The sequence below is a fragment of the Streptomyces sp. NBC_00503 genome, assembly GCF_036346895.1.
Taxonomy (GTDB): Bacteria; Actinomycetota; Actinomycetes; order Streptomycetales; family Streptomycetaceae; genus Streptomyces.
In genome coordinates this window covers 7180805-7207151 of record NZ_CP107855.1, presented here as the reverse complement: position 1 = coordinate 7207151, position 26347 = coordinate 7180805, and the positions used below count along the sequence as shown (strand labels likewise).

24 protein-coding genes and 1 pseudogene are annotated in these 26347 nt (G+C 72.2%); 15 read left to right on the top strand and 10 right to left on the bottom strand.

The genetic code is table 11. The features are described 5' to 3' along the window. Nucleotides 1-20: 20 nt before the first annotated feature. The 11 genes from OG490_RS32830 to OG490_RS32780 all read left to right on the top strand — a co-directional run bounded on the left by OG490_RS32830 (nt 21) and on the right by OG490_RS32780 (nt 11708). Complete coding sequence (locus tag OG490_RS32830; protein WP_330299899.1) at nt 21-554, top strand: urease subunit beta; 534 nt, start codon at nt 21-23, stop codon at nt 552-554. After that, a complete protein-coding gene (gene ureC / locus OG490_RS32825) occupies nt 554-2278 on the top strand; it encodes an urease subunit alpha (protein WP_330299898.1) in 1725 nt (574 codons plus the stop codon). Before OG490_RS32830 ends, ureC begins: the two co-directional genes overlap by 1 nt. Continuing rightward, entirely contained in the window at nt 2275-2991 is a 717-nt protein-coding gene (locus tag OG490_RS32820) for an urease accessory protein UreF (protein WP_330299897.1), read from the top strand. The genes ureC and OG490_RS32820 overlap by 4 nt, the downstream gene beginning before the upstream one ends. 43 nt (nt 2992-3034) lie before the next feature. Continuing rightward, entirely contained in the window at nt 3035-3658 is a 624-nt protein-coding gene (ureG, locus tag OG490_RS32815; RefSeq protein WP_330299896.1) for an urease accessory protein UreG, read from the top strand. Between the two features lie 14 nt (nt 3659-3672). Further along, nucleotides 3673-4656, top strand: a complete 984-nt coding sequence (locus OG490_RS32810; RefSeq protein ID WP_330299895.1) for an urease accessory protein UreD — start codon at nt 3673-3675, stop codon at nt 4654-4656. Between the two features lie 69 nt (nt 4657-4725). Next, nucleotides 4726-6087, top strand: a complete 1362-nt coding sequence (locus OG490_RS32805; protein WP_330299894.1) for an ammonium transporter — start codon at nt 4726-4728, stop codon at nt 6085-6087. After that, nucleotides 6084-7451 carry an ammonium transporter gene (locus tag OG490_RS32800; RefSeq protein ID WP_330299893.1) on the top strand — a complete coding sequence of 456 codons (1368 nt, stop codon included), beginning with the start codon at nt 6084-6086 and terminating at the stop codon, nt 7449-7451. The genes OG490_RS32805 and OG490_RS32800 overlap by 4 nt, the downstream gene beginning before the upstream one ends. Nucleotides 7452-7560: 109 nt before the next feature. Beyond that, a complete protein-coding gene (locus tag OG490_RS32795; protein ID WP_330299892.1) occupies nt 7561-9516 on the top strand; it encodes an APC family permease in 1956 nt (651 codons plus the stop codon). Nucleotides 9517-9590: 74 nt separating this feature from the next. Beyond that, nucleotides 9591-9962, top strand: coding sequence for a BlaI/MecI/CopY family transcriptional regulator (locus OG490_RS32790; protein WP_330299891.1), 372 nt, complete (start codon nt 9591-9593; stop codon nt 9960-9962). 5 nt (nt 9963-9967) lie between these two features. Continuing rightward, the gene (locus OG490_RS32785) at nt 9968-10945 is read left to right on the top strand and encodes a M56 family metallopeptidase (RefSeq protein WP_330301156.1); all 978 of its coding nucleotides are present in this window, start codon (nt 9968-9970) and stop codon (nt 10943-10945) included. Nucleotides 10946-11036: 91 nt separating this feature from the next. After that, nucleotides 11037-11708 carry a DUF6445 family protein gene (locus OG490_RS32780; protein ID WP_330299890.1) on the top strand — a complete coding sequence of 224 codons (672 nt, stop codon included), beginning with the start codon at nt 11037-11039 and terminating at the stop codon, nt 11706-11708. A gap of 8 nt (nt 11709-11716) precedes the next feature. Here OG490_RS32780 and OG490_RS32775 read toward each other — a convergent pair whose 3' ends face one another. Together OG490_RS32775 and OG490_RS32770 are read right to left on the bottom strand one after the other, a co-directional pair. Continuing rightward, nucleotides 11717-12274 (bottom strand): universal stress protein, encoded by a 558-nt coding sequence (locus tag OG490_RS32775; RefSeq protein WP_330299889.1) that lies wholly within the window; start codon nt 12272-12274, stop codon nt 11717-11719. A 149-nt stretch (nt 12275-12423) separates the two neighbouring features. Then, nucleotides 12424-13038, bottom strand: a complete 615-nt coding sequence (locus tag OG490_RS32770; protein WP_330299888.1) for an RraA family protein — start codon at nt 13036-13038, stop codon at nt 12424-12426. Nucleotides 13039-13256: 218 nt separating this feature from the next. Between OG490_RS32770 and OG490_RS32765 the strand changes: the two genes are divergently transcribed. Further along, a complete protein-coding gene (locus OG490_RS32765; RefSeq protein WP_330299887.1) occupies nt 13257-14258 on the top strand; it encodes an NAD-dependent epimerase/dehydratase family protein in 1002 nt (333 codons plus the stop codon). Here the strand turns inward: OG490_RS32765 and OG490_RS32760 are convergent. The 3 genes from OG490_RS32760 to OG490_RS32750 form a co-directional block, all read right to left on the bottom strand. Next, the gene (locus OG490_RS32760; RefSeq protein WP_330299886.1) at nt 14255-14458 is read right to left on the bottom strand and encodes a heavy metal-associated domain-containing protein; all 204 of its coding nucleotides are present in this window, start codon (nt 14456-14458) and stop codon (nt 14255-14257) included. The genes OG490_RS32765 and OG490_RS32760 overlap by 4 nt on opposite strands. A gap of 26 nt (nt 14459-14484) precedes the next feature. Continuing rightward, the gene (locus OG490_RS32755; protein WP_330299885.1) at nt 14485-15549 is read right to left on the bottom strand and encodes an urease accessory protein UreH domain-containing protein; all 1065 of its coding nucleotides are present in this window, start codon (nt 15547-15549) and stop codon (nt 14485-14487) included. Between the two features lie 93 nt (nt 15550-15642). Then, nucleotides 15643-16089: a hypothetical protein gene (locus OG490_RS32750; RefSeq protein ID WP_330299884.1), complete on the bottom strand. Its 447-nt coding sequence runs from the start codon at nt 16087-16089 to the stop codon at nt 15643-15645. Between the two features lie 66 nt (nt 16090-16155). Between OG490_RS32750 and OG490_RS32745 the strand changes: the two genes are divergently transcribed. Continuing rightward, nucleotides 16156-16563, top strand: a complete 408-nt coding sequence (locus OG490_RS32745; protein ID WP_330299883.1) for a hypothetical protein — start codon at nt 16156-16158, stop codon at nt 16561-16563. A 24-nt stretch (nt 16564-16587) separates the two neighbouring features. Here the strand turns inward: OG490_RS32745 and OG490_RS32740 are convergent, their stop codons facing one another. The 3 genes from OG490_RS32740 to OG490_RS32730 form a co-directional block, all read right to left on the bottom strand. Continuing rightward, nucleotides 16588-17763, bottom strand: a complete 1176-nt coding sequence (locus OG490_RS32740) for a winged helix DNA-binding domain-containing protein (RefSeq protein ID WP_330301155.1) — start codon at nt 17761-17763, stop codon at nt 16588-16590. Nucleotides 17764-17768: 5 nt separating this feature from the next. After that, the gene (locus OG490_RS32735; RefSeq protein ID WP_330299882.1) at nt 17769-18803 is read right to left on the bottom strand and encodes a hypothetical protein; all 1035 of its coding nucleotides are present in this window, start codon (nt 18801-18803) and stop codon (nt 17769-17771) included. A gap of 243 nt (nt 18804-19046) precedes the next feature. After that, nucleotides 19047-20504 (bottom strand): hypothetical protein, encoded by a 1458-nt coding sequence (locus OG490_RS32730; protein WP_330299881.1) that lies wholly within the window; start codon nt 20502-20504, stop codon nt 19047-19049. Between the two features lie 345 nt (nt 20505-20849). On the opposite strand from OG490_RS32730, the pseudogene OG490_RS32725 reads away from it, so the two are divergent. After that, nucleotides 20850-21693, top strand: a pseudogene (locus OG490_RS32725) (COG4705 family protein). Nucleotides 21694-21759: 66 nt separating this feature from the next. Here the strand turns inward: OG490_RS32725 and OG490_RS32720 are convergent. Further along, entirely contained in the window at nt 21760-22353 is a 594-nt protein-coding gene (locus OG490_RS32720; protein ID WP_330299880.1) for an XRE family transcriptional regulator, read from the bottom strand. Nucleotides 22354-22446: 93 nt separating this feature from the next. Between OG490_RS32720 and OG490_RS32715 the strand changes: the two genes are divergently transcribed. Further along, complete coding sequence (locus OG490_RS32715) at nt 22447-23850, top strand: MFS transporter (RefSeq protein WP_330299879.1); 1404 nt, start codon at nt 22447-22449, stop codon at nt 23848-23850. 51 nt (nt 23851-23901) lie between these two features. Here OG490_RS32715 and katG read toward each other — a convergent pair whose 3' ends face one another. Beyond that, nucleotides 23902-26130, bottom strand: a complete 2229-nt coding sequence (katG, locus tag OG490_RS32710) for a catalase/peroxidase HPI (RefSeq protein ID WP_330299878.1) — start codon at nt 26128-26130, stop codon at nt 23902-23904. Between the last annotated feature and the right edge of the window lie 217 nt (nt 26131-26347).

The following is a 26347-nucleotide window of genomic DNA, read 5'->3' as shown; positions in this document are numbered from 1 at the left end:
GAGGGAAGGGAAGTACCACCATGTCCGGTGGCGCCAAATACCTCTACGGAGAAGGCTCCGTAGAGATCAACGCCGGCCGCCGCAAGGCCAAGGTCACCGTGTCCAACACGGGCGACCGCGCGGTCCAGGTCGGCTCGCACTACCACTTCTTCGAGGCCAACCGGGCCCTGGACTTCGACCGCAACGCCGCCTACGGCATGCACCTCGACCTCCCCGCCGGTACCGGCGTGCGCTTCGAGCCGGGCGACACCCGCGAGGTCGAGCTCACCGCGTACAGCGGACACGGCCGGCTGATCGGCTTCAGCTCCCTCGTCGACGGCGGCCTCGGCTCCACCGACACCCGCATCCGCGCCCTGCGCCGGGCGGTCGAACTCGGCTTCAAGGGCGCCCGGATCGAGGACGTCCACACCGAGACGGCGCCCCGCGCCGCCGGCGCCGGTGACTCCGGTGCGGGCGGCTCCGGTGCGGGCGGCTCCGGTGCGGGCCGGGGCCACGGGGCCAAGGGCGAAGACGGCAAGAAGAAGAACAAGACCCCCAAGAAGGGCGAGAACTGATGGCCGTCCTGAGCCGCAAGCAGTACACCGACCTGTTCGGGCCGACCGTCGGCGACCGCTTCCACCTGGCGGACACCAACCTGGTCGTCGAGGTCGAGAAGGACCACAACGAGGGCCACTACGGCGACGAGGCCGTGTACGGCGGCGGCAAGGGCATCCGCGACGGCATGGCCCAGGACCCGCAGGCCACCAACGCGCAGGGCGCCCTCGACCTGGTCATCACCAACGTCGTCGTCATGGACGCGATCCTGGGCGTGGTCAAGGGCGACCTCGGCATCAAGGACGGGTTCATCGCGGGTCTCGGCAAGGCCGGCAACCCGCACACCCAGTCCGGGGTCCACCCCAAGCTGGTCATCGGGCCCGGCACCGAGGTGATCTCGGGCGAGCACCTGATCGCCACGGCCGGGGGCATCGACACCCACATCCACTTCATCGCCCCGCAGCAGGCCGAGCACGGCCTGTCCAACGGCATCACCACGCTCATCGGCGGCGGCACCGGCCCCTCCGACGGCACCAACGGCACGACCTGCACCCCGGGTCCGTGGAACATCGGCCGCATGTACCAGGCGGTCGAGGACATGCCGGTCAACGTCGGTCTGCTGGGCAAGGGCAACGGCTCGCTGCCGGACGCCCTGATCGAGCAGATCGAGGCGGGCGTCTGCGGTCTGAAGGTGCACGAGGACTGGGGCACGACCCCGGCCGCCCTGAGCAAGGCCCTGGACGTCGCCGACGACTACGACGTCCAGGTCGCGGTGCACACCGACACCCTGAACGAGTCCGGTTTCTTCGAGGACACCCGCTCGGCCATCGACGGGCGCACCATCCACACCTTCCACACCGAGGGCGCGGGCGGCGGCCACGCCCCCGACATCATGCGGGTGGCCGGAGAGCCCAACGTCCTGCCGTCCTCCACCAATCCGACGCTGCCGTACACCGTGAACTCGGTGGACGAGCTCCTCGACATGGTGATGGTCTGCCACCACCTGTCGCACGACATCCCGGAGGACGTGTCCTTCGCGGACTCCCGCGTGCGCGCCGAGACGATCGCCGCCGAGACGGTGCTGCACGACGAGGGCGTCATCTCGATCTTCTCCTCCGACTCGCAGGCCATGGGCCGCATCGGGGAGTCCTGGACCCGCGCCTTCCAGACCGCGCACCACTGCAAGGACAAGCGCGGCAAGCTCGACGGGGACACCGAGCGCAACGACAACTTCCGGGTGCTGCGCTACCTGGCCAAGATGACGATCAACCCGGCGATCGCCTCGGGCACGGCCGACTACATCGGTTCCCTGGAGGCGGGCAAGCTCGCCGACATCGTGCTGTGGCCGATCAACTCCTTCGCCGCCAAGCCGAAGATGGTCATCAAGGGCGGGCTGATCAACTGGGCGCTGATGGGCGACCCGAACGCCTCGCTGCCGACCCCGCAACCCGTCTACTACCGGCCGATGTTCGGCGCGTACGGCAAGGCCCGGCAGGCCACCCGCGTCTCCTTCATGTCCCAGGCCGCGATCGACCTGGGCGTACCGCAGAAGCTGGGCCTGGACAGCAAGGTCCTGCCGGTCCGGCACTGCCGGACGGTCGGCAAGCAGCACATGGTCCGCAACGACGCGCTGCCCCGGATCACGGTGGACCCCGAGACGTACAAGGTCAGCCTGGACGGGGTGCCGGCCACCATCGAGCCGGCCCGCGAACTGCCGCTGAACCACCTGTTCTACCTGGCATGAGCATCACCGTGGACTCCCCCGGCGCCACGCCGGTACAGGCCTTACTGGTCAGCCTCCAGCTGACCGACTCGGCCTTCCCCAGCGGCTTCTACACGCTCTCGCACGGCCTGGAGGGCTACGCACAGGCCAAGGCCGTGACCCCCGAGGGCGTGCCGGAGCTGCTGGCCGACCTGCTGCGGCACTCGGTGGGCCCCTCCGACGCCACCGCGCTGGCGCTGGCCCACCGGGCCGCGCTGGCCGGTGACTGGGACGCCCTCGCCGAGACGGACCAGCGGCTGAACGCGACCAAGCTGAACGAGGGCCTGCGCCGCGCCGCCACCCGCACCGGCCGGCAGCTGCTGGACCTGGCCCAGGAGTGCGTCGGCGGCGAGCCGCTGGAGCAGTACGCGGCGCTCGTCGCCGCCAAGCGGGCCCCCGGCTCACAGGCCGTGGCCGCCGGGGTCGCCTACGCGGCCGCCGGGGTACCGACCCAACAGGCGGTGGTGAGCGACCTGTTCGCGTACGCCGCCAGTTTCACCGGAGCGGCGCTGCGGCTGCGGCTCACCGACCACCGCAGGGCCCAGGTGGTCCTGCGGTCCATCGCGCCCGTCATCGAGGAGGTGGCGGGCGCCGCCCTGCGGCGCGAACTCGCCGATCTCGGCGGGTGCGTTCCGATGGCGGACGTGATGTCGGGCCGTCACGAGCGGGCCGAGGCACGGCTGTTCGCCACCTGATCCCTGTTATCCGGATGTCTCTCCAGAAGGTATGTGACTTGCGATGAACGTGGACAACGTCCTGCGCGTCGGCGTCGGCGGCCCCGTCGGCTCGGGGAAGACGGCGCTGATCGAGGCCCTGGTTCCCGTGCTCATCGAGCGCGGCCACCGGCCCGCCGTGATCACGAACGACATCTACACGCAGGAGGACGCCCATCACGTGCGCCGCACCCTCGCCGGGGTGCTCGACCCCGAGCGGGTCGTCGGCGTGGAGACCGGGGCCTGCCCGCACACCGCCGTGCGCGACGACCCGACGATGAACCTCGCCGCCGGCGCCGAGATGCTGGAGCGCTTCCCCGACGTCGACACCCTGCTCTACGAGTCCGGCGGCGACAACCTCACCCTGACCTTCAGCCCGGTCCTCGTCGACATGTTCCTCTTCGTCCTGGACACCGCGGAGGGGGAGAAGATGCCCCGCAAGCGCGGGCCGGGCATCACCGAGTCCGACATGCTGGTGATCAACAAGATCGACATCGCCCAGTACGTGCGGGCCGACATCCGGGTGATGGAGCGCGACGCGCACCACGTGCGCGAAGGGCGCCCCGTCGCCCTGACCAACTGCCTCACCGGCGAGGGCCTGGAGGAGATCGCGAACTTCATCGAGTCCTTCCGCCGGGTACCGGCGTGAGCATGGTGGCGGCCGTGCCCGAAGCCCCGGTCCCGCCCGAAACCCCGTTCCCGCCCGGTGCGCCGGTCCCGCCCGCACGGCTGGACCCGGCGCACTACGAGCCCCCGCGCATCCCCCTGGAGGTGCTCCGGCACGCTTCGGTGCCGGACACCCTGGGCGTGGGGCGACCGGGGAAGGTCGGCCTGCTGGAGCTCGGCTTCGAGCGCGCCGGCGGGCGCACGGAGCTGGTGCGGCACTACCAGAAGTCCCCGCTGCAGATCATGCGGCCGCTCTACTTCGACCCGCACCGCCCCGACCTGCCGATCACCTTCCTCATGTCCACCGGCGGCGGGATCATCCAGGCCGACCGGCTCCGCACGGACCTGGTCTTCGGCCCCGGCACCTCGGGGCACGTCACCACCCAGGCGGCCACCAAGGTCTACCGGATGGAGCACGACTACGCCGTCGCGCAGACCTTCCTGACCGCCGGGCCGGACGCGTACGTCGAGTACCTGCCGGATCCGGTCATCCCCTACGTCGATTCGCGCTTCTACCAGCGCACGATCGTCACCGCCCACCCCACGGCCACGGTGCTGGCGAGCGAGACGGTGCTGTCCGGCCGGCTCGCGCGCGGGGAGCGCAACGCCTACGAGGTCTTCGCCTCGGACTTCGAAGTACGCAGGCCCGGCGGCGAGTTGGTCGCGCTGGACACCGTACGCCTGGAGCCCGGCGGGTCCGGGGTCGACGGTCCCGCGGTACTGGCCGGACATTCCGTGATGGCCTGCTTCTTCGCGGTCAGTCCGCTCGCCCCCGCCCGGGAGCTCGCCGATCTGCTGCACGCGACGCTGGCGGGCCGCGGACTCCCCTACGGGGTCAGCGTGTTGCCGCAGGAGTGCGGGGCCTGGGTGCGGATGCTCGGCGAGCACACCGAGGCGGTGACCCTGGCGCTGGCCGCCGCCTGGGACGCGGTGCGGCGGCGCCTGATCGGCGTACCGGCCCCTGACCTGCGCAAGACGTAGGCCGCACGAAAGAGACGGCCCAACCCAACTCCACCTCCTGCCCGTTCACGATCAAAGAGAGCTCCGCCCATGCCCAGTGGCTACGACACGGGTAATACCGCCTGGATGATGGCGAGCACCGCGATGGTGCTGCTGATGACTCCCGGCCTCGCCTTCTTCTACGGAGGCATGGTCAAGACCAAGCACGTGCTGGTGATGCTCAAGATGAGCTTCGCCTGCCTGTCGCTGGTGACGATCCTGTGGCTCGCGGTCGGTTACACCCTCGCGTTCGGCAAGGACTCCGGCGGCGGCCTGATCGGCAATCTCGACCACGCCTTCTTCCAGGGCATCGGGATGGACTCGCTGCACGGCTCCATCCCGACGGTGATCTTCGCCTGCTTCCAGATGTCGTTCGCGATCATCACGGTGGCGCTGATCAGCGGCTCGATCGCGGGCCGGGCCACCATGAGGGGCTGGCTGGTCTTCGTCATCGCGTGGACGATGCTGGTCTACGTGCCCACCGCGCACTGGGTGTTCGCCCCCGACGGCTGGATCCAGCAGTCCCTGGGCGCGCTCGACTACGCCGGCGGCCTGCCGGTCGAGCTCAGCTCGGGCGCCTCGGGACTCGCGGTCGCCATCGTGCTGCGCAAGCGCCGGGACTTCGAGCGCGAACCGATCCGCCCGCACAACCTGCCGCTGGTGGTCATCGGTCTGGCCCTGCTGTGGTTCGGCTGGTTCGGCTTCAACGCGGGCTCCGCGCTCCAGGTCGCGGGCAGCGCCCCGACCACCTTCTTCAACACCCAACTCGCCGCCGCGGGCGCGATGATCGGCTGGCCGATCATCGAGAAGTGGCGCCTGGGTCACGTGGAGATGCTGGGCGTGGCTTCGGCGGCGGTCGCGGGCATGGTGGCGATCACCCCGGCCTGCGGCGAGGTCTCCCCGCTGGGCGCGCTGATCATCGGTTTCATCGCCGGTGTGGTCTGCTGCTTCGCCATCAACCTGAAGTTCAAGATCGGGGTCGACGACACCCTCGACGTGGTCGGCGTGCACGGCTGGGGCGGCATCGTCGGCGTCCTGTCCATCGGCTTCTTCGCGACGGCCGCGATGAGCGGCAAGAAGGGCCTCTTCTACGGGGGCGGCCTCGACCAGCTGTGGCGCCAGGCGGTGGCCATCCTGGCGGTGGGCACCTTCGCCTTCGTCATGACCTGGCTCATTGCCCGGGCGATCGACAGGACCGTCGGCTTCCGCGCCTCCGAGGAGTACGAGAACGTACCCGGCCGCGAGGAGGAGGTCGCCTACGACAACGAGACCCTCGAGCAGATCCGCGACCGGATGGACGAGTCCGGTGGCGCGCCCAAGGAGCACGCGGTGGTGGGCGCCGACGAGCGTCAGGACGCCGCGCTGCTGGCCGAGATCCTCTCCGTGCTGGACCGAAGGGAGCGCGACAAGTGATCACCCTGACTGCTGCCGCCGTTGCGGACTCCGGCGACGCCTCGTGGCTGATGATGGCTTCGGCCCTGGTGCTGCTGATGGCCCCCGGCGTGGCCTTCTTCTACGGCGGCATGGTCCGCACCGGCCAGATCATCGCCATGCTGAAGATGATCTTCTTCTGTGTCGTGATCGTCACCGTCCTCTGGTACGCCGTCGGCTACTCGCTGGCCTTCGGCCCCGACGCCGGCCACCTCGGCATCATCGGCACCCTGGACCACGTCTTCCTGCGCGGGATCGACGCCTCCTCGGTGTCCGGAACCGTGCCCACCGTCACCTTCGTGGTCTTCCACATGTCCTTCGCGATCGTCACGGTGGCCCTGATCGCCGGTTCCATCGCGGGCCGTGCGAGCATGCTCGGCTGGATCGCCTTCGTCATCGCGTGGACCCTGCTGGTCTACATCCCCATGGCGCACTGGGTCTTCGACCCGGAAGGCTGGGTCGCCAAGCAGCTCGGCGCCGTGGACTTCTCGGGCGGCACGGTCGTGGAGATCGGCTCGGGAGCGGCCGGGCTCGCCCTCGCGATCGTCGCGGGCAAGCGGGCGGACTTCGACCGCCAGGGCATTCGGCCGCACAACCTGCCGCTCGTCGTCATCGGCCTGTCGCTGATGTGGTTCGGGTGGTTCGGCTTCAACACCGGCTCCTCGCTGGGGACCCCGGGCGGGGCCGCGATGGCCTTCCTCAACAGCCAGCTCGCGGCGGGCGCGGCGATGGCCGGCTGGGCGGTCACCAGCTGGTGGCGCACCCGGCAGGTCGGCCTGCTCGACATGTGCATGGGCGCCGTCACGGGCCTGGTCGCCACCACCCCGCTGGCGGGCGGGGTGAGCCCGGTGTGGGCCACCGTCATCGGCTTCCTCGCGGGCCTGACCTGTGCGTTCGCGATCAGCTGGAAGTACCGGCTCGGCGTGGACGACACCCTGGACGTCGTGGGCATCCACGGCTGGGGCGGCATCGTCGGCATGGTGATGGCGGGGCTGTGCGCGACCGGCACGCTCACGGGCCACAAGGGCCTGTTCTACGGCGGCTCCTGGGACCTGCTCGGCAAGCAGCTCACCGCCACCGTGGTGCTGGGCCTGTTCTCGTTCGCGATGACCGCGCTGATCGGCAAGGTCATCGAGGCCACCATCGGCCTGCGCCAGCCCGGCGGACTGGTCGAGAAGGAACAGGCCTACGCCGAGGTCCTCTCCGACCACCTCAAGCAGCTCTCGGCCGACGACAGCCGCGCGACCGGGACGAGCGAGGAGCCGGAGAGCGCCTCCGCCCTGGTGGCCCGGCTCCGGGAGGTCCTGCTGACGGGTCGGGAGAACGGCGGTGACCTGGGGCGTTAAGAGCGCGTCAGGATCGTGACCCGCGCGTGAAATTCCTGTCAGGTTCCGTACGCTCAGTGCTCGGTCGTACTGATGGCCGAAAATCGAGTTGCACGACAGGAGCACCACGATGGCCTCCGCCACCGCCACCCCGACCACGCGCCTGCGTGCCTGGCTGCTGGACGGTCTCACCGACCGCCCGAAGCACCACGCCGGCGAGGACGGCCCGCAGGCGACGGGAACCGACCCCGAGGGCCGGCCGTGGTGGCGGGTGATGTGCCTGACGGGTCTCGACTACTTCTCCACCCTCGGCTACCAGCCGGGCATCGCGGCGCTGGCTGCCGGCCTGCTGTCACCCCTGGCGACGATCGTGCTCGTCGTGCTGACCCTGTTCGGCGCGCTGCCGGTGTACCGGCGGGTGGCCGAGGAGAGCCCGCACGGCGAGGGCTCGATCGCGATGCTGGAGCGGCTGCTGTCCTTCTGGAAGGGCAAGCTGTTCGTCCTGACCCTGCTCGGGTTCGCGGCGACCGACTTCCTCATCACCATCACGCTCTCGGCGGCCGACGCCACCGCGCACCTGGTGGAGAACCCGCACCTGACGAGCGTGCTCAGCGGTCACCAGATGGTCATCACCCTCATCATGATCGCCCTGCTGGGCGCCGTGTTCCTCAAGGGGTTCAGCGAGGCCATCGGCGTCGCCGTGGTCCTGGTCATCGCCTACCTGTCGCTGAACGTCGTGGTCATCGGGAACGGGCTGTGGCAGGTGCTCAGCGAGCCGCACGTCATCGGGGACTGGACCGAGGCGCTCACCGCCCAGCACGGCAACCCGGTCATGATGGTCGCCATCGCGCTCCTCGTCTTCCCCAAGCTCGCCCTCGGCATGTCCGGCTTCGAGACGGGCGTGGCCGTCATGCCGCACGTCCAGGGCGACACGGGCGACACCCCCGCCAAGCCCGCCGGACGGATCCGCGACACGAAGCGCATGCTGACCACGGCCGCCGTGATCATGAGCGTCTTCCTCATCACCAGCAGCTTCGTCACCACCCTGCTCATCCCGGCCGATCAGTTCAAGCCGGGCGGCGATGCCAACGGGCGCGCCCTGGCCTACCTGGCCCACGAGCACCTGGGCTCCGCCTTCGGCACGGTCTACGACGTCTCGACCATCCTCATCCTGTGGTTCGCGGGGTCCTCCGCGATGGCCGGCCTGCTCAACCTGATGCCGCGCTACCTGCCCCGCTACGGCATGGCCCCGCACTGGGCCCGCGCCCTGCGCCCGATGGTCATCGTCTTCACCCTCGTCGCCTTCCTCGTCACCTGGATCTTCGACGCCGACGTCGACGCCCAGGGCGGCGCGTACGCCACCGGCGTCCTCGTCCTCTTCACCTCCGCCGGCGTGGCCGTCACCATCGCCGCCCGCCGAGCGGGGCAGCGCGGCTGGACCATCGGCTTCGCCGTGATCTCCGTGGTGCTGCTCTACACGACCGCGGTCAATGTCGTGGAGCGGCCTGACGGCGTGAAGATCGGCGCCTGCTTCATCGCCGGCATCATGGCCCTCTCCCTCCTCTCCCGCCTCGCCCGGGTCTTCGAGCTGCGCGTCACCCACGTGGAGCTGGACGACATGGCGGAGCGGTTCGTCCGCGACACCGCCAACCGCACGATCCGGTTCATCGCCAACGACCCGGGCAACCGGGACAAGGCCGAGTACCGCGACAAGGTCGAGCAGATCCGGACCGACAACGACATCCCGGCCGGCGACGACGTGCTGTTCGTCGAGGTCACCGTCCTGGACCCGTCCGAATTCGAATCGGGCCTCAAGGTGCGGGGCGAGGTGCTCCACGACCGCTACCGTGTCCTGACGCTGGAGAGCTCCACCGTGCCCAACGCGCTCGCGGCCCTCCTGCTCCACGTGCGCGACAGCACCGGCCAGCGCCCCCACATCTACTTCGAGTGGACCGAGGGCAACCCGATGGCCAACTTCCTGCGCTTCTTCCTCTTCGGCCAGGGCGAAGTCGCCCCCGTCACCCGCGAGGTCATCCGCGAAGCCGAACCGGACCGGGCCCGCCGCCCCCACGTCCACGCCGGTTGATCCACCACGACCTACTACAGTGATGCGGACGCTCTGCATCACCGTAGACGCGGAAGTGCGGAGGAGCCTCCCGGATGGGCGACACGAAGGCGGAACGCCGGCCGGCCGGTGAGCTCGAAGCCGCCGTACTGGCCGCCCTGTGGGCCGCCGGGACCCCGCTGACCCCGGTCCGGATGCAGGACGCGCTCGGCGGGACGCTGGCGCGGACGACCGTCACCACGATCCTGTCCCGCCTCTACGACAAGGGCACGGTCGACCGGATACGCTCCGGCCGCGGCTTCGCCTACCTGCCGACCGAGGACGCCTCGGGACTGACCGCCCGGCGGATGCACGCCGAGCTGGAGAAGACGGACGACCGCGGCGCCGTACTGACCCGCTTCGTCTCCCGGCTCAGCGACGAGGACGAACAACTGCTCCGCGCACTGCTCGAAGGGGACGCCCCGTGATCTACATGGTGTGGCTGCCGCTGCTCCTCCCCTTCCTGGCCGGCCCCGCGGCCGGCCGGCTCGCCCCCTCGCTCCACCCCCGCCGGGCGGCCTGGCTGCTGGCCGGCACCGCCGTGGGCCTGGCCGCCGCCAGCACCACCGCACTCGCCCTGCTGATCGTCCCGGGCGCCACGCACCTGCACGCCGTGGCCGCCCTCGGCAAACTCCTGACCCCCCTCGCCACCGGTTCCCCCGACTCCGTGATCGCGGTGGCCGTCACCGCCGCCGGACTCCTCACCTGGTGCGCGCTCTCGCTGGGCCGCGCCCTCCACCGCCGCCTCACCCAGCTGCGCCGCGCCCGCCGGCTGGCGGCGCGCGCCGACGGCGAGCTCCTCGTCCTGCGCGACGACTGCCCCGACGCCTACGCGCTGCCCGGCCGGCCGGGCCGGATCGTGGTGACCACCGGAATGCTGCGGACCCTGTCGGCCGAGGAGCGCGAGGCCCTGTTCGCCCACGAGCGGGCCCACCTGAGGGACCGCCACCACCTCTACGTGGCCGCGGCCGAGCTGGCCGCCCTGTGCCACCCCGCGCTGCGCACCCTGCGCGAGCCGCTGACCTACGTGCTGGAGCGCAGCGCCGACGAGGCCGCCGCCGCGGCGGTGTGCGACCGCCGGCTGACGGCCCGCGCGATCGGCAGGGCCGCCCTGGCCTCCCGGGCCGCGGCCACCCGCACGGCGGACCGGCCCGGACTGGCACTGGCCGCGACGGCCGGACCGGTCCCGCGCCGCGTCGCCGCCCTGCTCGGCCGGCCCGCCGGAGCCGCCCTGGGCAGGCCGGGGAGCCCCGGCCTGCCCCGGCGGCTGGCCGCGCCCCTGATCGCCGCCACCCTGCTCGCCTGCCTCGCCCTGTCGGCCGCCGCGACGGTCGAGGCCGCCGACGATCTGCACGCCGGGATCGAAGCGGCCCAGGGCGAGGCTCCGCGGAGCCAGCCGCCGACCCGCTGAGCGGGCCCGCTCCCCCGCATGGCGAACACTTGACGCAAGGTTGACCGCTTCCAAGGAGAGCCCGCGGCGAAGGTCAACTACTTTCCCTGGCATGCCCCTACACCCCCCACCCCTGCCGGTCCTCCCGTACCGCAAGCCCACCCGCGGCCGCGACTACTGGGAACTGGACAACGTACTGCCGGATCCGGAAGCCGTACGCGAGCGCCTGCTCGCCCGGAACGACTGGACCGAGGGGTACCCCCACAAGCCCGAGGCCTGGCCGGGCCTGCGCTCCATGCCCGCGCTCGAACCGGACGAACTCGCGCACGTGGAACGGCTGGTGCGCAAGGCCACCGGAGCGCCGCGGATCTGGGCGCAACAGCCCGCCGGCGGCGGCACCTTCAATCACAACTGCGTACAGGTCGTCGGCGAGGGCGAGTGCGAGCCGCGGCCCCACACCGATTCGCGCACGCTGTGCCGGTACGCGGCGGTGCTGTACCTCAACCCCCGGGTCCCCAAGGGCTGCGGCACCAGCTTCTACCGCCAGAGCCTGCCGGGCGGCGCCCTCGGCGGCAACCAGGTGGCCGCGCCCCACAACAACCTGGTCGACGCGTTGGGCACCCGCTTCGTCGCACCGGACTCCTTCGTCGAGGACATACGGGTCCCCCACCGGGCCAACAGGCTGCTGCTCTACTCCGCCAACCTGATCCACACCGCCACCGCCTACTGGGGCCAGACCCTGGAGGACAAGCGGATGACGGCGGTGTTCTTCTGGATGGCCTGACCGACCGGTCACCGGACCAGGTCCCCGGCGTACAGCGGCCGCCGCCACACGATGCGGCGGCGTACGGCGTCCAGGTCGGCCCGCAGCGGACTGGGCGGCACCGCCAGCACCGGGCAGGGGGCGTGCGCCAGGCAGTAGCGGGAGACCGAGGGGCGCAGTGCGCGCAGCAGCGGGCCGCGCGGGCCCGTACCGACGACCAGCAGGTCGTCGGGGTCGCGGACGGAGTCGACCAGCGCCGCGCCCGGTGTGCCCCGGACCGTCAGCCCGGCCAGCGTCACCCCGGAGGGGGTACCGCCGAAGGCGGTGAGCAGGACCTCACGCAGCCGCTCCACCGCCGCGTCCCGGGATGCGGCGAGCAGCGGTGTGCCACCCCCGCCGCGCCGGGCGCCGGGTCCGCCGAGCGGGGGCTGCCAGGCCAGGACGACCCACAGCTCCGCGTCCCGCGCCCGTGCCTCGGCGTGCGCCACGTGCAGTGCCGTCACGCTCCCGAGGGATCCCCGCGCCCCCACCACGACTCGTCCTCGCACCGCGCCGTCCTCCCTGTCCGCTGCCTCCGTCACCTTCATGGAACGGCGGCCGCGGACTCCGGGACAGGCTTCCTGACGGCCTCATGACGCCGGGACCGCAAACCCTGACGGACCTCTGACGGGCCCCTGACGGACCCGGCGTCCTCGGCGAGGCCACGGACCCGGTACTCGGCCCGCACCTGAACGGTTCAGCCGGTGAAACCCCGCTCGCGCAGCGCCTGCTCGATCCGCGAGCGGTGCTGCTCCTCCCAGGCGTCGAGGGACTCCCCGGCCTCCTTGGCCAGCTTCGCCAGCGCGGCCCGCAGGACCTCGTCCTGGCGGGCGGCCGGGGTGACCACGACGCCCTCCTCGTCGGCGACCACGATGTCCCCGGGGTGCACGAGGACCCCGCCGACCCGGGCCGGTACGCCGAGCTCCCCGATCTTCTCCTTGGCGCCGGGGATCGGGACGACCCCGCGGGAGAAGACGGGGAACCCGGCTTCGCGCACCTCGCCGAGGTCGCGGATGACCCCGTCGAGCACGAAGGCGGCGATGCCCCGCCGCTGCGCGACGGCGCACACGTTGCCGCCGGCCAGCGCGTACTCCACGTCGCCCGACTCCACGACGACGACGGAGCCCGGCTCCGCGCGGTAGATGGCCGCGTGCAGCATCAGGTTGTCGCCGGGCTCGCACCGCACGGTGTACGCGGGTCCCGCGATGCGCGGCGAGTCCCACAGCGGGCGGATGCCGATGTCCATGACCTGCTCGCGGCCCAGCAGGTCGGCGAGGGTGGTGGGGGGAACATCCTTGAATGCGTCGTCCATGCCGGTCGGCCTCCGTACTGTGAAAGTGCTGGTCGCAGCTGGTTCCGCGGTCCGGCCCCGACCTTACGGGTGCGCGCGCGACCCGGGCCCGCCGCCCCTCGTACCTCCTTGTATCTGCTCGCATCTGCCCGTACCTGCCTGCACTTCGACGATGCCCCGGGGTCTGCTGTCCGCGAACCCGCCCCACGGCGGCGGGCTTCGCGTGATTGGCTGCCGAGATGGAGATCTTGGTTCTGGGTGGAACGGCATGGCTGGGCCGGGAAGTGTCCCGGCAGGCGATCGAACGCGGTCACCGGGTGACGTGCCTGGCGCGCGGCGAAAGCGGAGCGGTCGCCGACGGGGCGACGCTGGTGGCCGCCGACCGGCGCGGCCCTTCGGCGTACGAAGCCCTTCGCGGCCGCACCTGGGACGCGGTCGTAGAGGTCTCGTGGCAGCCGGGCTTCGTCCGCGCGGCGCTCGACGCGCTGGGCGACCGGGCCCGCCACTGGACCTACGTCTCCTCGGTCAGCGCCTACGCCTCCCACGGCACTGCGGACGCCGACGAATCCGCGCCGCTCCTGGCCCCGACCGAGCTGGACGAGGTCGGGCGCGAGGCCTACGGCGAGGCGAAGGCCGCCTGCGAGCACGCGTCCACGGCCGCCGTGGGCGAGCGCCTCCTCATCGCCCGCGCCGGGCTGATCGGCGGCCCCGGCGATCACAGCGGCCGCTCCGGCTACTGGGCCGCCCGCGCCGCACTCGATCCGCGCGGCCCGATGCTGGTCCCCGACGAACCGGACATGCCCACCCAGGCGGTCGATGCGCGGGACCTCGCCGCCTGGATCCTCGACTCCGCGGAGAAGGGCACCACCGGTACGTTCAACGCCGTCGGCCCGGCCGTCCCGTTCTCCGAGTGGATCGAGCTGTCCCGCGGCGTCGCCGGCCACACGGGTCCGGTGGTCACCGCCGATTCGGCATGGCTGCTCGACCGCGGCGTGGCCGAGTACATGGGGCCCGACTCGCTCCCGATGTGGGTGGTCGAGCCGGGCTGGGAGGGATGGTCCGCCCGCAACGGCTCCGCGGCAGCCTCCGCCGGCCTGCGACACCGCCCGCGGGCGGAGCTGCTGGCAGACACCCTGCGCTGGGAACGCGAGCAGGGCCTGACCCGGGACCGCCGGGCCGGCCTCGCCCCCCGCCGCGAGCGCGAGCTGCTCGACGCGCTCGGAGTTCCCGGCGCCTGCTAACCCGACCGCTCGGCTCCGTATCCCGCCGAGGCGATCGCCGCGACGACGGCGGCCGGATCCACGGACCCGTCGGTGTCGACGACGGTGCGGCCCGTGCGGATGCTGGTCGCGCTGGCGACCACCCCCGCCAGCTCCTCCACCTCGTCGTCGATCAGCAGGCCGCAGCTCGCGCAGTGCATGCCGGTCACGGTGAATTCCATCCGCGTGTTCCCCGTCCCCCGCGTCCTCACTGGGTGCCTCCCGGCGTCTCGAAGGTGATCCGGCCGCCGTACATGCCCATGCCGCAGCTGTACGACAGGGTGCCGGGCTTGCGGGTACCCAGGTCGATGGCGGTCTTCCCGGTCGTGGGGAGGATCTTCTGGACGCCCAGGTCGGGGACGACGAAGGAGCGGACGCAGCCGCCCGTCCCCTGCGTGGCGACCACCAGCGTGGTGGGAACCCCGGCCTTCACCGTGACGGCGGCCGGGCTGTACGAGGTCGTACGGGCCTGGATGGTGACGGTCTGGCTGCCGTCCGCGTCGACCACGACGTCCTTGGCCGCCCCGCCCTCCGGCGCGCCCTCGCCCACCGACGCGGCCGCGGCCGCCGAGGGCCCGGCGACCGGCCACCAGCCGCCGAGGCGCAGCCCGGACCCGAGCGTCCACACCGCGACCAGCAGCACCACGACGGCGGTCACCAGGGTCAGCCGCCCCTGCCACAGGCGGGCGGCGGAGCGCAGGAAGAAGCCGAGGACGGCGAAGAGCGGTCCGGTCCCGAGGACGAAGCCGGCCATCACCGCCGCTCCGGCCAGCGGGGCGCCGGAGGTGACGGCGACGAGTTCCACGCTCAGCGTGACCCCGCACGGGATGAGCACGGTCAGGAAGCCGAGTACGGCCGGAGTGGTGACGGCGGTGGACTTCGCGGACCGGCGGACCCTCCTGCCCCAGGAGGCGGGCGGCCGGGGCACGAAGCGGCGTACGGCCGGCACCCCGAACATGTCCAGCGCGAAGAGCAGCATCAGCACGCCGGCGAGCAGCATCAGCGCGGCCTGGGTGCGCGGGCCGGGCTGGATCGCGGCGCCGAGCAGACCGAGGGCGGCGCCGAGCAGGGTGTGGGAGACGAGCTTGGCGCCGAGGAAGGCGCCGACGGGAGCGAACAGGCCGCTGCGCTCCCACCTCTCCTTCGACCACTCGGCGGAGCGGCGGCCGACGGCTCCGGCGAGCAGACCTCCCTGGACGGCGGCGCAGGACGCGCCGCCGGCGAACAGACCGGTGGAGACACCGGTGACGAACAACGCGGTGGTGGAAGCCATGAAGGGACGGACTCTCTGTGCGTCACAGCGGATCAGGACACGGCGCAGCACCCCGGCCGCCCGGCATGCGGGCGGGTACGGGTGCGGGGCCGGTCAGGTCCGGCTGACGCAGAGGGAGTCGAGATCGGGCGCGCGCGGCTGCGCGCACACCCGGTGCGGTACGGGCCCGGCGGGGCCCGCGGCCACGGGAGGCGGGTCCCAGGCGGCGGAGCCGGCGAGGTTTCCGGCCGGCACGGCCGTGTCGGCCGGGGTCCACGCCGAGGCCAGTGGGCAGTCCTCCCCGGAGACCGAGCAGCCGCCGTCGGCACCCTTGTCCGCGGTGGGGCCCGTTCCCATGTCCATGGCCGGGTCCATGGCCGGGTCCATGGCCGCCGAAACGGCCGAGTCCATCGCGGGCACGGCAGTCATGGCAGGCATGCCCGCCATCTCAGCCATGGGATGCACGGGATGCGTGAACAGACCTCCGCAGACGAGCAGCACCACCGCCACGACGCCTGCGACGACGGCCGCCGTGCGTCGTGGGGCCCGGATGATCTGCATGGCCGCGATGCTACGCCAGCCGCCCGGCCGTCTCGCGGACCGGGGCGGCTCTGCCACTCTGGAGCCATGGACGCACCTCTGCGCGGCGCATGGCTGCGCGCCGGAATCAGCCGTGACGACGGCCCGCTGCGGGAAACCGGGCACGTCGTGTGGCTCCAGACCGGCGGCTTCTACGCGGACAGCCGCGGTTTCGCCGGAACCACCTCCTACGAGGGCGGCCGGGTCACCTTCCACCACGACGCCGGCACCCCGGGCCACGACGTCGGGACCCTGCGCTCCGAGGGCACCCTCATGATCGAAACCGGCACCAACCTCGACGGCAGCACGTTCATGGAGGTCTGGACACCGCTGCCCCACGTCGAGGGCCCCGAGGGTTCCTGGACCAGCGGGGGCGCGCAGACGGTCCGGGTGGGCAGCCACGTCGTCCACGTCGACGCGGCCGGCCGCGGCACCCACCTGCTCCTCCCGGACTGACCTCCCCCGCCTGTCTTCCTCCCCTCAGCTCCCCGGGAGCAGCCGGGTCTCCGCGGTCGGCAGCTTGTTCCACCAGTGGCCGTACCGGCTGTAGACCGCCGGGTCCCGGTCCGCGAGGAAGGCCGTCAGCGACCGGGCCTCGTCGGCCAGTGCCTCCCAGGTCCCGTCCGGCAGCGGGTGGAAGGCGGTCGCCTCGATCCCGCCCGCGGTGGGGCGCCACACTCCGGCGACGTACCCGTCGACCAGCAGGGTCGCCAGGGTGTCGCCGTTCACGCGGGTGACGAGCTTGCGGTACTGCGGCGGGACGACGCGGTCGCGGTCGGAGTAGGCCAGCAGGGTGCTGTCCCACATGGCCATCAGCCGGGGCGGTGCCGGTGTGTCCTCGTCCGGTCGGGGTGCGCCCGGGACGTCGAAGAGTTCTTCGCCCTTCGGCCCTTCGAGGCGTTCCACGCGCGGCCCGTGGCCTTCGGGCTCCGTCGGCGCCCGCAGTTCCTGGAGTGCCTTCCTGACCCTGGCACGCTGGACCATCGCGAACTGGGCCACGTCCGCCACCGAAGCCGGTCCGAACCCCTCGAGGTAGCGCAGCACCAGCTTCCGCAGGGACTCCTCGGAGGCCTCCGGGTCCGCCGGCACCGCCCTCGGGACGGTCGGGGGCGCGATGTAGGACGGGCGCTCACCGAAGGACCACGGCCGGGCGGTCGGTGCGTGCAGCAGCGGTGCGTACTGCCGCAGCCCCCACCAGGCGCCCGGCTGGGCGGGCGCACCGAGCCGCTCGCCCAGCCAGGCCTCGCACTCGGCGTTCGTCCGGGGCCGGTCGGCGAAGGCGAGCAGCTCCGGAACCAGCGCGTCGGCGTCCTCGGCGGTCAGCCCGGACGCCGTGAAACGGTCCCCCAGCCGGGATGCCCGTACCCCCGGCTGCACGGCCTCGCGGAAGGCGGTGAAGTCCTCGTGGTGGACGGCGTGCAGGGTGATCCGCATCAGGGTCGCCTTGACGACGGTGTGGCGGGCGAAGGCGGCGTCGAGACCGGCCGGGTCGAAGCCGCTGAGCCGGTTCCACAGCGCGAGATAGGGGGAAGCCGGCTGCTGCGCCTGCAGGGCGACCACGCGCCGGATCCCGTCCTCGACGCCGAGCGGCGCCCGCTCCAGCAGCAACTGCCGGGCAAGAGTGGAACGGTTGAGTCCTCGTGCGGTGATCGTCACGGCGGTCACTGGATGCTCCTGCGGTGCGGGTGTCCGGGGTCGGCGGGGCAGGCGAAGACGTTGAGTTTGCCCCAACGGCCCACGGTGGTTCGGGTGGGCTCACCGGCGTCCGCGGCGGCCGGGGCCCGGTCCTCCCGCGGTTGCCAGCTGTGGTGTCCGCCGCCCCACTCGGAGCTGTCGATCGTCAGCAGCAGTCGCATGGGGGTCGCGCAGGTCGGGCAGTCCATGGCGGAGGCGTCGGTGAGGTTCCAGGACGCGTGGCCGCCGGCGCGCCAGCCGGGCGGGATGGAGAGGTCGAACTGGTAGGTGGGCCAGTCCCATTCCTCTTCCTCCAGGTCCGCTTGCTCCGCCGCCTCCTCCAGGGCCTCTTCCCGGGCCTCGATCCGGGCGCTCAGCTCTTCGGGCAGCAGACCGGCGAAGGGGTACGTGACCACCTGCTCGGGATGGAGCACGCACGGCTCCGGCACGTAGCCCTCGTAGCCGACGACCTGCGGGCGCGCAGGCTCGGCCAGCACCTCGGCGACCTCCCACGAGCGGCGCCAGCGCAGGTCCGTGAGCATGCCGGTGCGGTTCTCGCCGTGGGCGTCGAAGGGGCACCAGAACACCTGGAGCAGATCGCAGCCGTCCGGTCCCGCGAGCAGGTCGGGGACGTCCTTGCGGTACAGCTGGGCCAGGCCGATCAGCGGGAGCGGATCGGTCTCCTCGGCCCCCGTCACCCGGTGCCTGCGCCGCAGTTCGGCCAGGAGCGAGCGTTCCTCGTCGGTGGGCCCGGAGTCCGGGTCCCGGGCCCACGCGGTGGCCAGGACCCGCCGCTCCCGGTGGATGTCCTCGGGACGGCGGCCGCTGCGGTGGCGGTGCGGCTCGGTGCACACCGGCCACGGCTCGTCCGCCGGCCACAGCAGCGGCCCGCCCACGGAGCTGACGGACGCGTCCGGACTGCCCGGCCGCGGGTGCAGCCGGGTGGTCGTGGCTCTGTGGGCGGCGAGCTCGGGGAAGAGCGCCTCGACGTCGAGCGGGCGCGGCGGGGTGGTCCTCGTCATGGCCCGACCCTAGTGCTGTGGCCGGAAAGGTTTGCCGGGTCGCGGCGTCCGGTGCGGTGCATCGCAAGGCGGAGGACTGCGGCTCGTACTGGACGTACCGCCGCGGTCCGACAACGTGGCGAGGTGCCGTGCCGGGCGCCTCGACCCGGCAAACCTTTCCGGTCACAGCACTGGACAACGGGCCGCCGCGGACTCCCGGCCGCCCCGCCCCGGCCCGCCCCGGCCCGCTCAGCCCCCGCCCGCTCAGCCCTTGGTGATCCTGACCACCCCGGTTTCCGTGCCCTGGTAGAGGGTGCCGTCGGGGCCGGTGGTTCCGGTCATCTGGAGCGGGTTGTACACCAGGCCGATGCCCAGGAAGGAGCTGGTGAGCTGCGCCCCGGTGGCCGGGTCGAGCACGGAGTGGCGGTACGAGGCGAAGGTCTGGACGCCCGCGCTGCCCGTCGGCCCGGTGACGGAGACGGTGTAGATCTTGCCGTCGGCCACGGAGAGCCGGGGCAGGGCGGCCGACTTCACGGAGCTGTTCCACACCAGGCTGCAGCCCGTCCCCTCGGCGTTGACGTCGACCCGGCTGAGGCCTCCGTCGAAGTTCGCGGAGGACGGCTTGCTCTCCGGTGCCCCCGCGGGCAGGGCCGGGTAGGGGTATCCGTAGGTGTTGGTGACGAAGACGCTGCGGCCGGAGGCGATGACGGCGTCCTCGGTCCCGCTGTTGGCGTACTGGGTGAGCACCGGGGTGGAGCAGATCGGCGCGGGTCCCCCGTCCACCCGGTAGACGAGCAGGTTCTCGTGCCCGGCGGCGTTGTCGGTGATGGTGACGTACTCCGTGCCGTCGCCCGGTCCGAAGAAGCTCGGGGTGGCCCCGGTGCCCCAGCTGAGCTGGCCGGGCTTGCGGCCGGGACCCCGGTCGTACGGGGCCCGCCAGTCGATGACGGGGGTGCCGTCCGGCGATTCGGACAGCAGGTAGAGGGCGTGGTCGGTGGCGACCGCCGTGTGACCGGGCACGGTGGAGATGCTGTTCTGCACGCCTTCGCCGGTGCCGATGGCGCGTACCGCTCCGGTACCGGTGTCCGCGGTGCCGATCACACCGCCGGTGGTGGCGAACCAGACCTTGCCGTTCCACGCGGGGGCCAGGCCGACGATGTTGTCGCCTGCGGGGACGGCCGCCGTGAGCGGGGTGGACTGATCGACCGTCAGGGTCCAGCCGGAGCCGCTGCGGTGGTGGCCGATGCGGACGAGGTTGTTGTCGCCGTCCACGGCGACGAGCCGGTCGTCGTTGTCGAGGTAGGAGTAAACGCCCCCGAACAGGCTGCCCTTGGGCAGGGCGAGGGAGGCGAGGTCGGTTCCGGTGGCGGGATCGAGCAGGTGCACGGTCGGGGTCTGTCCGAAGATCGTGGTGCACAGGGTGACGACGTAGCCGTCCGATCCGATGACCACGGTCGGGCAGGCCGAGGCCAGCGCGGTACGGGAGTACGCGATCTTCCCGGTTCCGGGGCCCGGGTAGGGCGTGGTGTCGCTGGAGGCGCTGTCGCCGTGCATTCCGGCGGTGCCGTTGGGTGCGCCGGCCGGGTTCCGGGGCGGCAGCGGACCGTAGGCCGTGGTGTCGGCGGAGGCGTCGCCGGCGGTGGCGCCGAAGGTGCCCAGGGCAACGACCAGGGCGAGGGAGAGCGCGGCGAAGCGCCCGCCCGCGGGCAGGGAAAACGGCATGGGGGTGTCCTCGGACAGGAAGGGGCGGCAAGGAGACGACATGGGGGCCGCACGGTCGATCGGCGTACGGCGAGGGCCGGTTGTGGTGGCCCGGGCCGCGCTCCGATCGCGGTGGCGCACCGGCACGGCCCTGACGGAGACGCTAGCCGGTGATCGCGACCACCGGCCGGCTCCGGTCCACACCGCACAGCATGTTCATGCCCCTGCAGCACTCTCGCAACAGACCGCCGCGAGCGGACGCCCGAGGTTCGTCTACACTCCTGTAGACAATGGTTCGGGGGCCGACGGCTGCCCGGCCGGCATCGGCTGTGCGGCGCGGGCCGCGCCGGAAGGGGTGGGGCGGAGATGTCGGAGACGGACGGCCGGCCGAAGACGGAGCGACGGACGCGGATACCGTCCGCGGCGGACGGCGGGGCTCCCCGCCCGGACCGGACCGCGGCCGGCCTCTCCAAGGTGCCCGAGGTCACCGCCTGGTTCTGGACGGTCAAGGTCCTCACCACCGGCATGGGGGAAACGGCCTCCGACTTCCTGGCGAGGACCCTGGGCCCGGTGCCGGCCGGCTGCCTCGGGCTCGCGGGCCTCACGGCCCTGCTGGTCCTGCAGTTCCGGGCCCGCGCGCTACCGACCCTGGACCTACTGGTCGGCGATCGTCATGGTCAGCGTGTTCGGGACGATGGCCGCGGACGTCGTGCACGTCATCGCCGGCATCCCCTACTCGGTGTCGGCCGTGGGCTTCGCCCTCGCCCTGGCCGCGGTCCTGGCCCTCTGGTACGCCTCGGAGCGGACCCTGTCCATCCACAGCATCCACACCACCCGCCGCGAGGCCTTCTACTGGGCGACGGTGCTCACCACCTTCGCCCTGGGCACCGCGGTGGGCGACCTGACCGCCGGGACCCTGCACCTGGGCTACCTGCCGTCCGGATTCCTCTTCGCCGCCCTCATCGTGCTGCCGGTGCTGGGCCGCCGCTTCCTGGGGCTGAACGCCGTGGCCGCCTTCTGGGCCGCGTACGTCCTGACCCGGCCGCTCGGCGCCTCGTTCGCGGACTGGATGGGCGTTCCCACCGCCCGCGACGGCCTGGGCTGGGGAACCGGCCCGGTCAGCCTCGCGCTGCTGGTCCCGATCGTCGCCCTCGTGGGCTACCTGGCGGTGAGCCGCGCCGATACGCCGGGCGGGGGCCCGCGCCGCTGATCCGCCCGGCCGTCCGACCACCCGACCACTCGGCCGCCCGGTTGCCCGGGCGGACCCACCCGGCCCTCAGCCGGCCGCCGGTCTCGGGTGCACGACCGCCCGGTCGCCCCGCGGCCCGAACAGGTGCAGGATCTCCACGGCGGTCGTGCCCGCCGGACCGAACCAGTGCGGTTCCCTGGTGTCGAACTCGGCCACCTCGCCGGGGCCGAGGGTGGATTCGTGCTCCCCGATGACCAGGCGGAGCTCGCCCGCGAGGACGTACAGCCACTCGTAGCCCTCGTGGGTGACCAGCTTCGGCTCGCGCGGAGCCAGTACCTGCTTGAACACCTGCACCCGGCCCGGATACTGCGTCAGGGGTACGAGGGTGCTGCCGTGCCCCTTGTGCAGGGGCGCGAGGTGCACCCGGGGGTCGCCGCTGGCGGGCGCGGCCACCAGCTGGTCGAGGGCGATGCGGTGCGCACGGGCGAGCGGGATCAGCAGCTCCAGGGTCGGGCGCCGCTTACCCGATTCGAGGCGGCACAGCGTGCTCACCGAGAAACCGGTCGTGGCGGCCAGCGCCTCCAGCGTGAGTCCGCGGTCCCGGCGCAGCGCGCGCAGCCGGGGCCCGATGGCGTCGAGGATCCGCTCGACCTCCCCGCCCGTGCCGTTGTCGTTGTCCATGGCTCCATTTTGCAGTCTTCGCAAATCTTCTGGGTCCTCGAGGGCGTCCGGCCGGAGCATGGCCGCACAGATTCCGACCCTGTGAGGTAGGCCGTGACCGCCACGATTCACGCAGTTCCCCCCACGCCCGCGCTGAGCGCACGCAGACGCTGGACGGTGCTGGCCGTCTGCTGTCTGAGCATGTTCCTGGTGGGCCTGGACACCACCATCGTCAACGTGGGCCTGCCCGCCATCGGGCGCGGACTCCACGCCGGGACCCGGTCGCTCGAATGGACCGTGGACGCCTACACCCTGGTCCTGGCCAGCCTCCTGATCACCTCCGGCGCGATGGCGGACCGCTTCGGGCGCCGCAGGGTGTTCCGGCTCGGGCTGAGCGTGTTCGCCCTCGCCTCGCTGCTCTGCGCGATCGCCCCCTCGGTGGAGATGCTCGTCGCGGCCCGGGCGGTCCAGGGAATCGGCGCCTCGATGCTCAGCCCCGTGGCACTGGCGATCGTGGTGAACGCGATGCCCGACCCGAAGGAGCGGGCTCAGGCCATCGGGGTCTGGGCGGCGGTCTTCGGGCTCAGCATGGCCGTCGGCCCGGTCACGGGCGGCGCCCTCGTCGCCTCCTTCGGCTGGCGGTCGCTGTTCTGGATCAACGCGCCGGTCATCGTGATCGCCCTGGTGCTCAGCTCCGTGTTCGTCCCGGAATCCCGGGCGCAGCGGCCGCAGCGCCTCGACCTGCCGGGCCAGCTCCTGCTGACGGCGGTCATCGGGAGCTCGGTCGCCGTCCTCATCGAGGGTCCGCACATCGGCTGGACCTCGCCCCGGGCGCTGTGCGCGTACGTGTTCACCGCCGCGGCGGCGGCCGCGTTCGTACGGGTCGAGTCCCGCCGGAGCGAGCCGCTGATGGATCCGCGGCTCTTCCGCACCCCGGCCTTCCGCAGTGCATTCCTGGGCGCCGTCGCGGTCTTCGTCGCCCTGAACCTGACCCTGCTGCTCAACACCCTCTACCTGCAGCACACCCGGGGATGGACCCCGCTGGCCGCGGGTACGGCCACCTTGCCGATGGCGGTCGGAGCGGTGTTCTGCGCTCCGCTGTCCGGCCGGATGACCGGCCGCGGCGGGCCCCGGCTGCCGCTGCTGCTGGCCGGCGGGTTCATGACGGCGGGCGGGCTCTGCCTGGTCCGGCTCGATGCGGACACCGGCGTGCCGCTGCTGCTGCTCGCCTACCTGCTCATCGGCACCGGGTTCGGGTTCGCCAACGCTCCGATCACCAATACGGCGGTGAGCGGACTGCCGCCGGCCAGGGCCGCGGTGGCCGGAGCGATCACGTCCACGGCACGGCAGTTCGGCGCCGCGATCGGTATCGCCGTCGCCGGCGGGCTGGTCGCCGGTGCGGACCCGGCCGCTCTGGCGCGGGCCTCGCGGCCGGGCTGGATCCTGGTCACCGCCTGCGGGCTGTTCCTCTTCCTCGTGGCCCGGTCGGCGAGGCGGCCGGCCGCCATCGGTGGATGACGGCCGGCCGCGGGCCCGGACTCGGGCTCAGCCTCGGGCCCGGAATCGGGCTCAGACCAGGTCGAACCGGTCCAGCCTCATGACCTTGTCCCAGGCCGCGACGAAGTCCTTGACGAACTTCCCCTTCGCGTCGTCGCTCGCGTAGACCTCGGCGAGCGCGCGCAGCTCGGAGTTCGAGCCGAAGACGAGGTCGACGCGGGTACCGGTCCACTTGACCGCCCCCGCGGCGTCCCGGCCCTCGAAGGTGTCCTCGTCCCCGGCCGTCGTCTTCCACGTCGTGCCCAGGTCGAGCAGGTTGACGAAGAAGTCGTTGGTCAGCGTCCCGGGGGCCGTGGTGAGGACGCCGAGCTTCGACTGCTGGTGGTTCGCGCCGAGGACGCGCAGACCGCCGACGAGGACCGTCATCTCGGGGGCGCTCAGGTTCAGCAGGTTCGCCTTGTCGAGCAGCAGGTACTCGGCCGACAGGCGGTTGCCCTTGCCGAGGTAGTTGCGGAACCCGTCGGCGGCCGGTTCGAGCGCCGCGAAGGACTCCACGTCCGTCTGCTCCTGCGAGGCGTCCGCGCGGCCCGGGGCGAAGGGGACCTCGACCTGGACACCGGCGTCCTTGGCGGCCTGCTCGACGGCCGCGCCGCCGGCCAGGACGATCAGGTCGGCCAGCGAGATCTGCTTGCCGCCGCTCTGCGCCGAGTTGAAGGACTCCCGGATGCCCTCCAGCGTGCGCAGCACCGTGGCCAGCTCGTCGGGGTTGTTGACCTCCCAGCCGCTCTGGGGCTGGAGGCGGATGCGCGCGCCGTTGGCGCCGCCGCGCTTGTCGCTGCCGCGGAAGGAGGAGGCGGAGGCCCAGGCGGTGGAGACGAGCTGGGACACCGACAGGTCCGAGGCGAGCACCCGGCTCTTGAGCGCGGCGATGTCCGCGGCGTCGACGAGCGGGTGCGTCACCGCGGGGAGCGGGTCCTGCCACAACAGCGTCTCGGAGGGGACCTCGGGGCCGAGGTAGCGGACGACCGGGCCCATGTCGCGGTGGGTCAGCTTGAACCAGGCGCGGGCGAAGGCGTCCGCGAACTCGGCCGGGTTCTCGTGGAAGCGGCGCGAGATCTGCTCGTAGGCCGGGTCGATCCGCAGCGACAGGTCGGTCGTGAGCATCGTCGGCGCGTGGCTCTTGGACGGGTCGTGGGCGTCGGGCACGGTGCCGGCTCCGGCGCCCGCCTTCGGCCGCCACTGGTGGGCGCCGGCCGGGCTCTTGAAGAGCTCCCACTCGTAGCCGAAGAGGATGTCGAAGAAGGTGTTGTCCCAGGTGATCGGGGTGTTGGTCCAGATCCCCTCGAGACCGCTGGTGATGGCGTCGCCGCCCTTGCCGGTGCCGAAGGAGTTGGCCCAGCCCAGGCCCTGCGCCTCGATCGGGGCGGCCTCGGGGTCGGCGCCCACGCTCTCCGCCGGGCCCGCGCCGTGGGTCTTGCCGAAGGTGTGGCCGCCCGCGATCAGGGCGACCGTCTCCTCGTCGTTCATCGCCATCCGCAGGAACGTCTCGCGGATGTCGCGCGCCGCGGCGAGCGGGTCCGGAGTGCCGTTGGGGCCTTCGGGGTTGACGTAGATGAGGCCCATCTGGACGGCGCCGAGGGGGTTTTCGAGCTCCCGGTCCCCGGTGTAGCGCTCGTCGTCGAGCCAGGTGGTCTCGGGACCCCAGTAGACGTCCTCGTCGGGCTCCCAGACGTCGGCCCGGCCGCCGCCGAAACCGAAGGTGTCGAAGCCCATGGACTCCAGGGCCACGTTGCCGGTGAGGATCATGAGGTCGGCCCACGAGAGGCTCTGGCCGTACTTCTTCTTGACCGGCCACAGGAGGCGGCGGGCCTTGTCCAGGTTGCCGTTGTCCGGCCAGCTGTTGAGGGGCGCGAAGCGCTGCTGGCCGGCCCCGGCGCCGCCGCGGCCGTCGCTGATGCGGTAGGTGCCGGCACTGTGCCAGGCCATTCTGATCATGAACGGGCCGTAGTGGCCGAAGTCGGCGGGCCACCAGTCCTGCGAGCTGGTCAGGACCTCGGCGATGTCCCGCTTCACCGCCGGGAGGTCGAGGGTGTTGAAGGCCGCCGCGTAGTCGAACTCCTCGCCCAGCGGGTTGGCCACGGCGGGGTTCTTGGCGAGGATCTTCAGATTGAGGCGATCCGGCCACCACTGGCGGTTTCCGCCGCCCTGGGTCGGGTGCGCGGCGCGTTCGTGCGCGACCGGACAGCCCGTCGCGCCCTCCGCCTTCGCGTCGGTGACGATTGCATCATGGTTCTCAGACATGGGAATCCTTCCGGACCGGACCAGGCGGTCACGGTGATCAGGAACTGCATGCGGTGGAACATTGGTGGCTCAGGACCCCGGCAACGGGCCCGGCTCCGTGGATCGTCCTGACGCCGAGGTTGTCGCTCACGTCCAGTCTCCCGCTGCTTTGGAGTCTGTCTGTCCCTTGGCTATCGACGGAACCGATCCTACGATCGACGGAATCCAAGTCAAGAAA

Bases quoted from the DNA above. Each gene is read 5' to 3' on its own strand.
- OG490_RS32755 (WP_330299885.1), bottom strand. From the start codon at position 15,549: ATGGCTTCCACCACCGCGTTGTTCGTCACCGGTGTCTCCACCGGTCTG.
- OG490_RS32805 (WP_330299894.1), top strand. From the start codon at position 4,726: ATGCCCAGTGGCTACGACACGGGTAATACCGCCTGGATGATGGCGAGC.
- OG490_RS32785 (WP_330301156.1), top strand. From the start codon at position 9,968: ATGGTGTGGCTGCCGCTGCTCCTCCCCTTCCTGGCCGGCCCCGCGGCC.
- OG490_RS32830 (WP_330299899.1), top strand. From the start codon at position 21: ATGTCCGGTGGCGCCAAATACCTCTACGGAGAAGGCTCCGTAGAGATC.
- OG490_RS32720 (WP_330299880.1), bottom strand. From the start codon at position 22,353: ATGGACAACGACAACGGCACGGGCGGGGAGGTCGAGCGGATCCTCGAC.
- OG490_RS32760 (WP_330299886.1), bottom strand. From the start codon at position 14,458: ATGGAATTCACCGTGACCGGCATGCACTGCGCGAGCTGCGGCCTGCTG.
- OG490_RS32730 (WP_330299881.1), bottom strand. From the start codon at position 20,504: ATGCCGTTTTCCCTGCCCGCGGGCGGGCGCTTCGCCGCGCTCTCCCTC.
- OG490_RS32765 (WP_330299887.1), top strand. From the start codon at position 13,257: ATGGAGATCTTGGTTCTGGGTGGAACGGCATGGCTGGGCCGGGAAGTG.
- katG (WP_330299878.1), bottom strand. From the start codon at position 26,130: ATGTCTGAGAACCATGATGCAATCGTCACCGACGCGAAGGCGGAGGGC.
- OG490_RS32780 (WP_330299890.1), top strand. From the start codon at position 11,037: ATGCCCCTACACCCCCCACCCCTGCCGGTCCTCCCGTACCGCAAGCCC.
- OG490_RS32750 (WP_330299884.1), bottom strand. From the start codon at position 16,089: ATGCAGATCATCCGGGCCCCACGACGCACGGCGGCCGTCGTCGCAGGC.
- OG490_RS32790 (WP_330299891.1), top strand. From the start codon at position 9,591: ATGGGCGACACGAAGGCGGAACGCCGGCCGGCCGGTGAGCTCGAAGCC.
- OG490_RS32775 (WP_330299889.1), bottom strand. From the start codon at position 12,274: ATGAAGGTGACGGAGGCAGCGGACAGGGAGGACGGCGCGGTGCGAGGA.
- ureC (WP_330299898.1), top strand. From the start codon at position 554: ATGGCCGTCCTGAGCCGCAAGCAGTACACCGACCTGTTCGGGCCGACC.
- OG490_RS32735 (WP_330299882.1), bottom strand. From the start codon at position 18,803: ATGACGAGGACCACCCCGCCGCGCCCGCTCGACGTCGAGGCGCTCTTC.
- OG490_RS32795 (WP_330299892.1), top strand. From the start codon at position 7,561: ATGGCCTCCGCCACCGCCACCCCGACCACGCGCCTGCGTGCCTGGCTG.
- OG490_RS32770 (WP_330299888.1), bottom strand. From the start codon at position 13,038: ATGGACGACGCATTCAAGGATGTTCCCCCCACCACCCTCGCCGACCTG.
- OG490_RS32745 (WP_330299883.1), top strand. From the start codon at position 16,156: ATGGACGCACCTCTGCGCGGCGCATGGCTGCGCGCCGGAATCAGCCGT.
- OG490_RS32820 (WP_330299897.1), top strand. From the start codon at position 2,275: ATGAGCATCACCGTGGACTCCCCCGGCGCCACGCCGGTACAGGCCTTA.
- ureG (WP_330299896.1), top strand. From the start codon at position 3,035: ATGAACGTGGACAACGTCCTGCGCGTCGGCGTCGGCGGCCCCGTCGGC.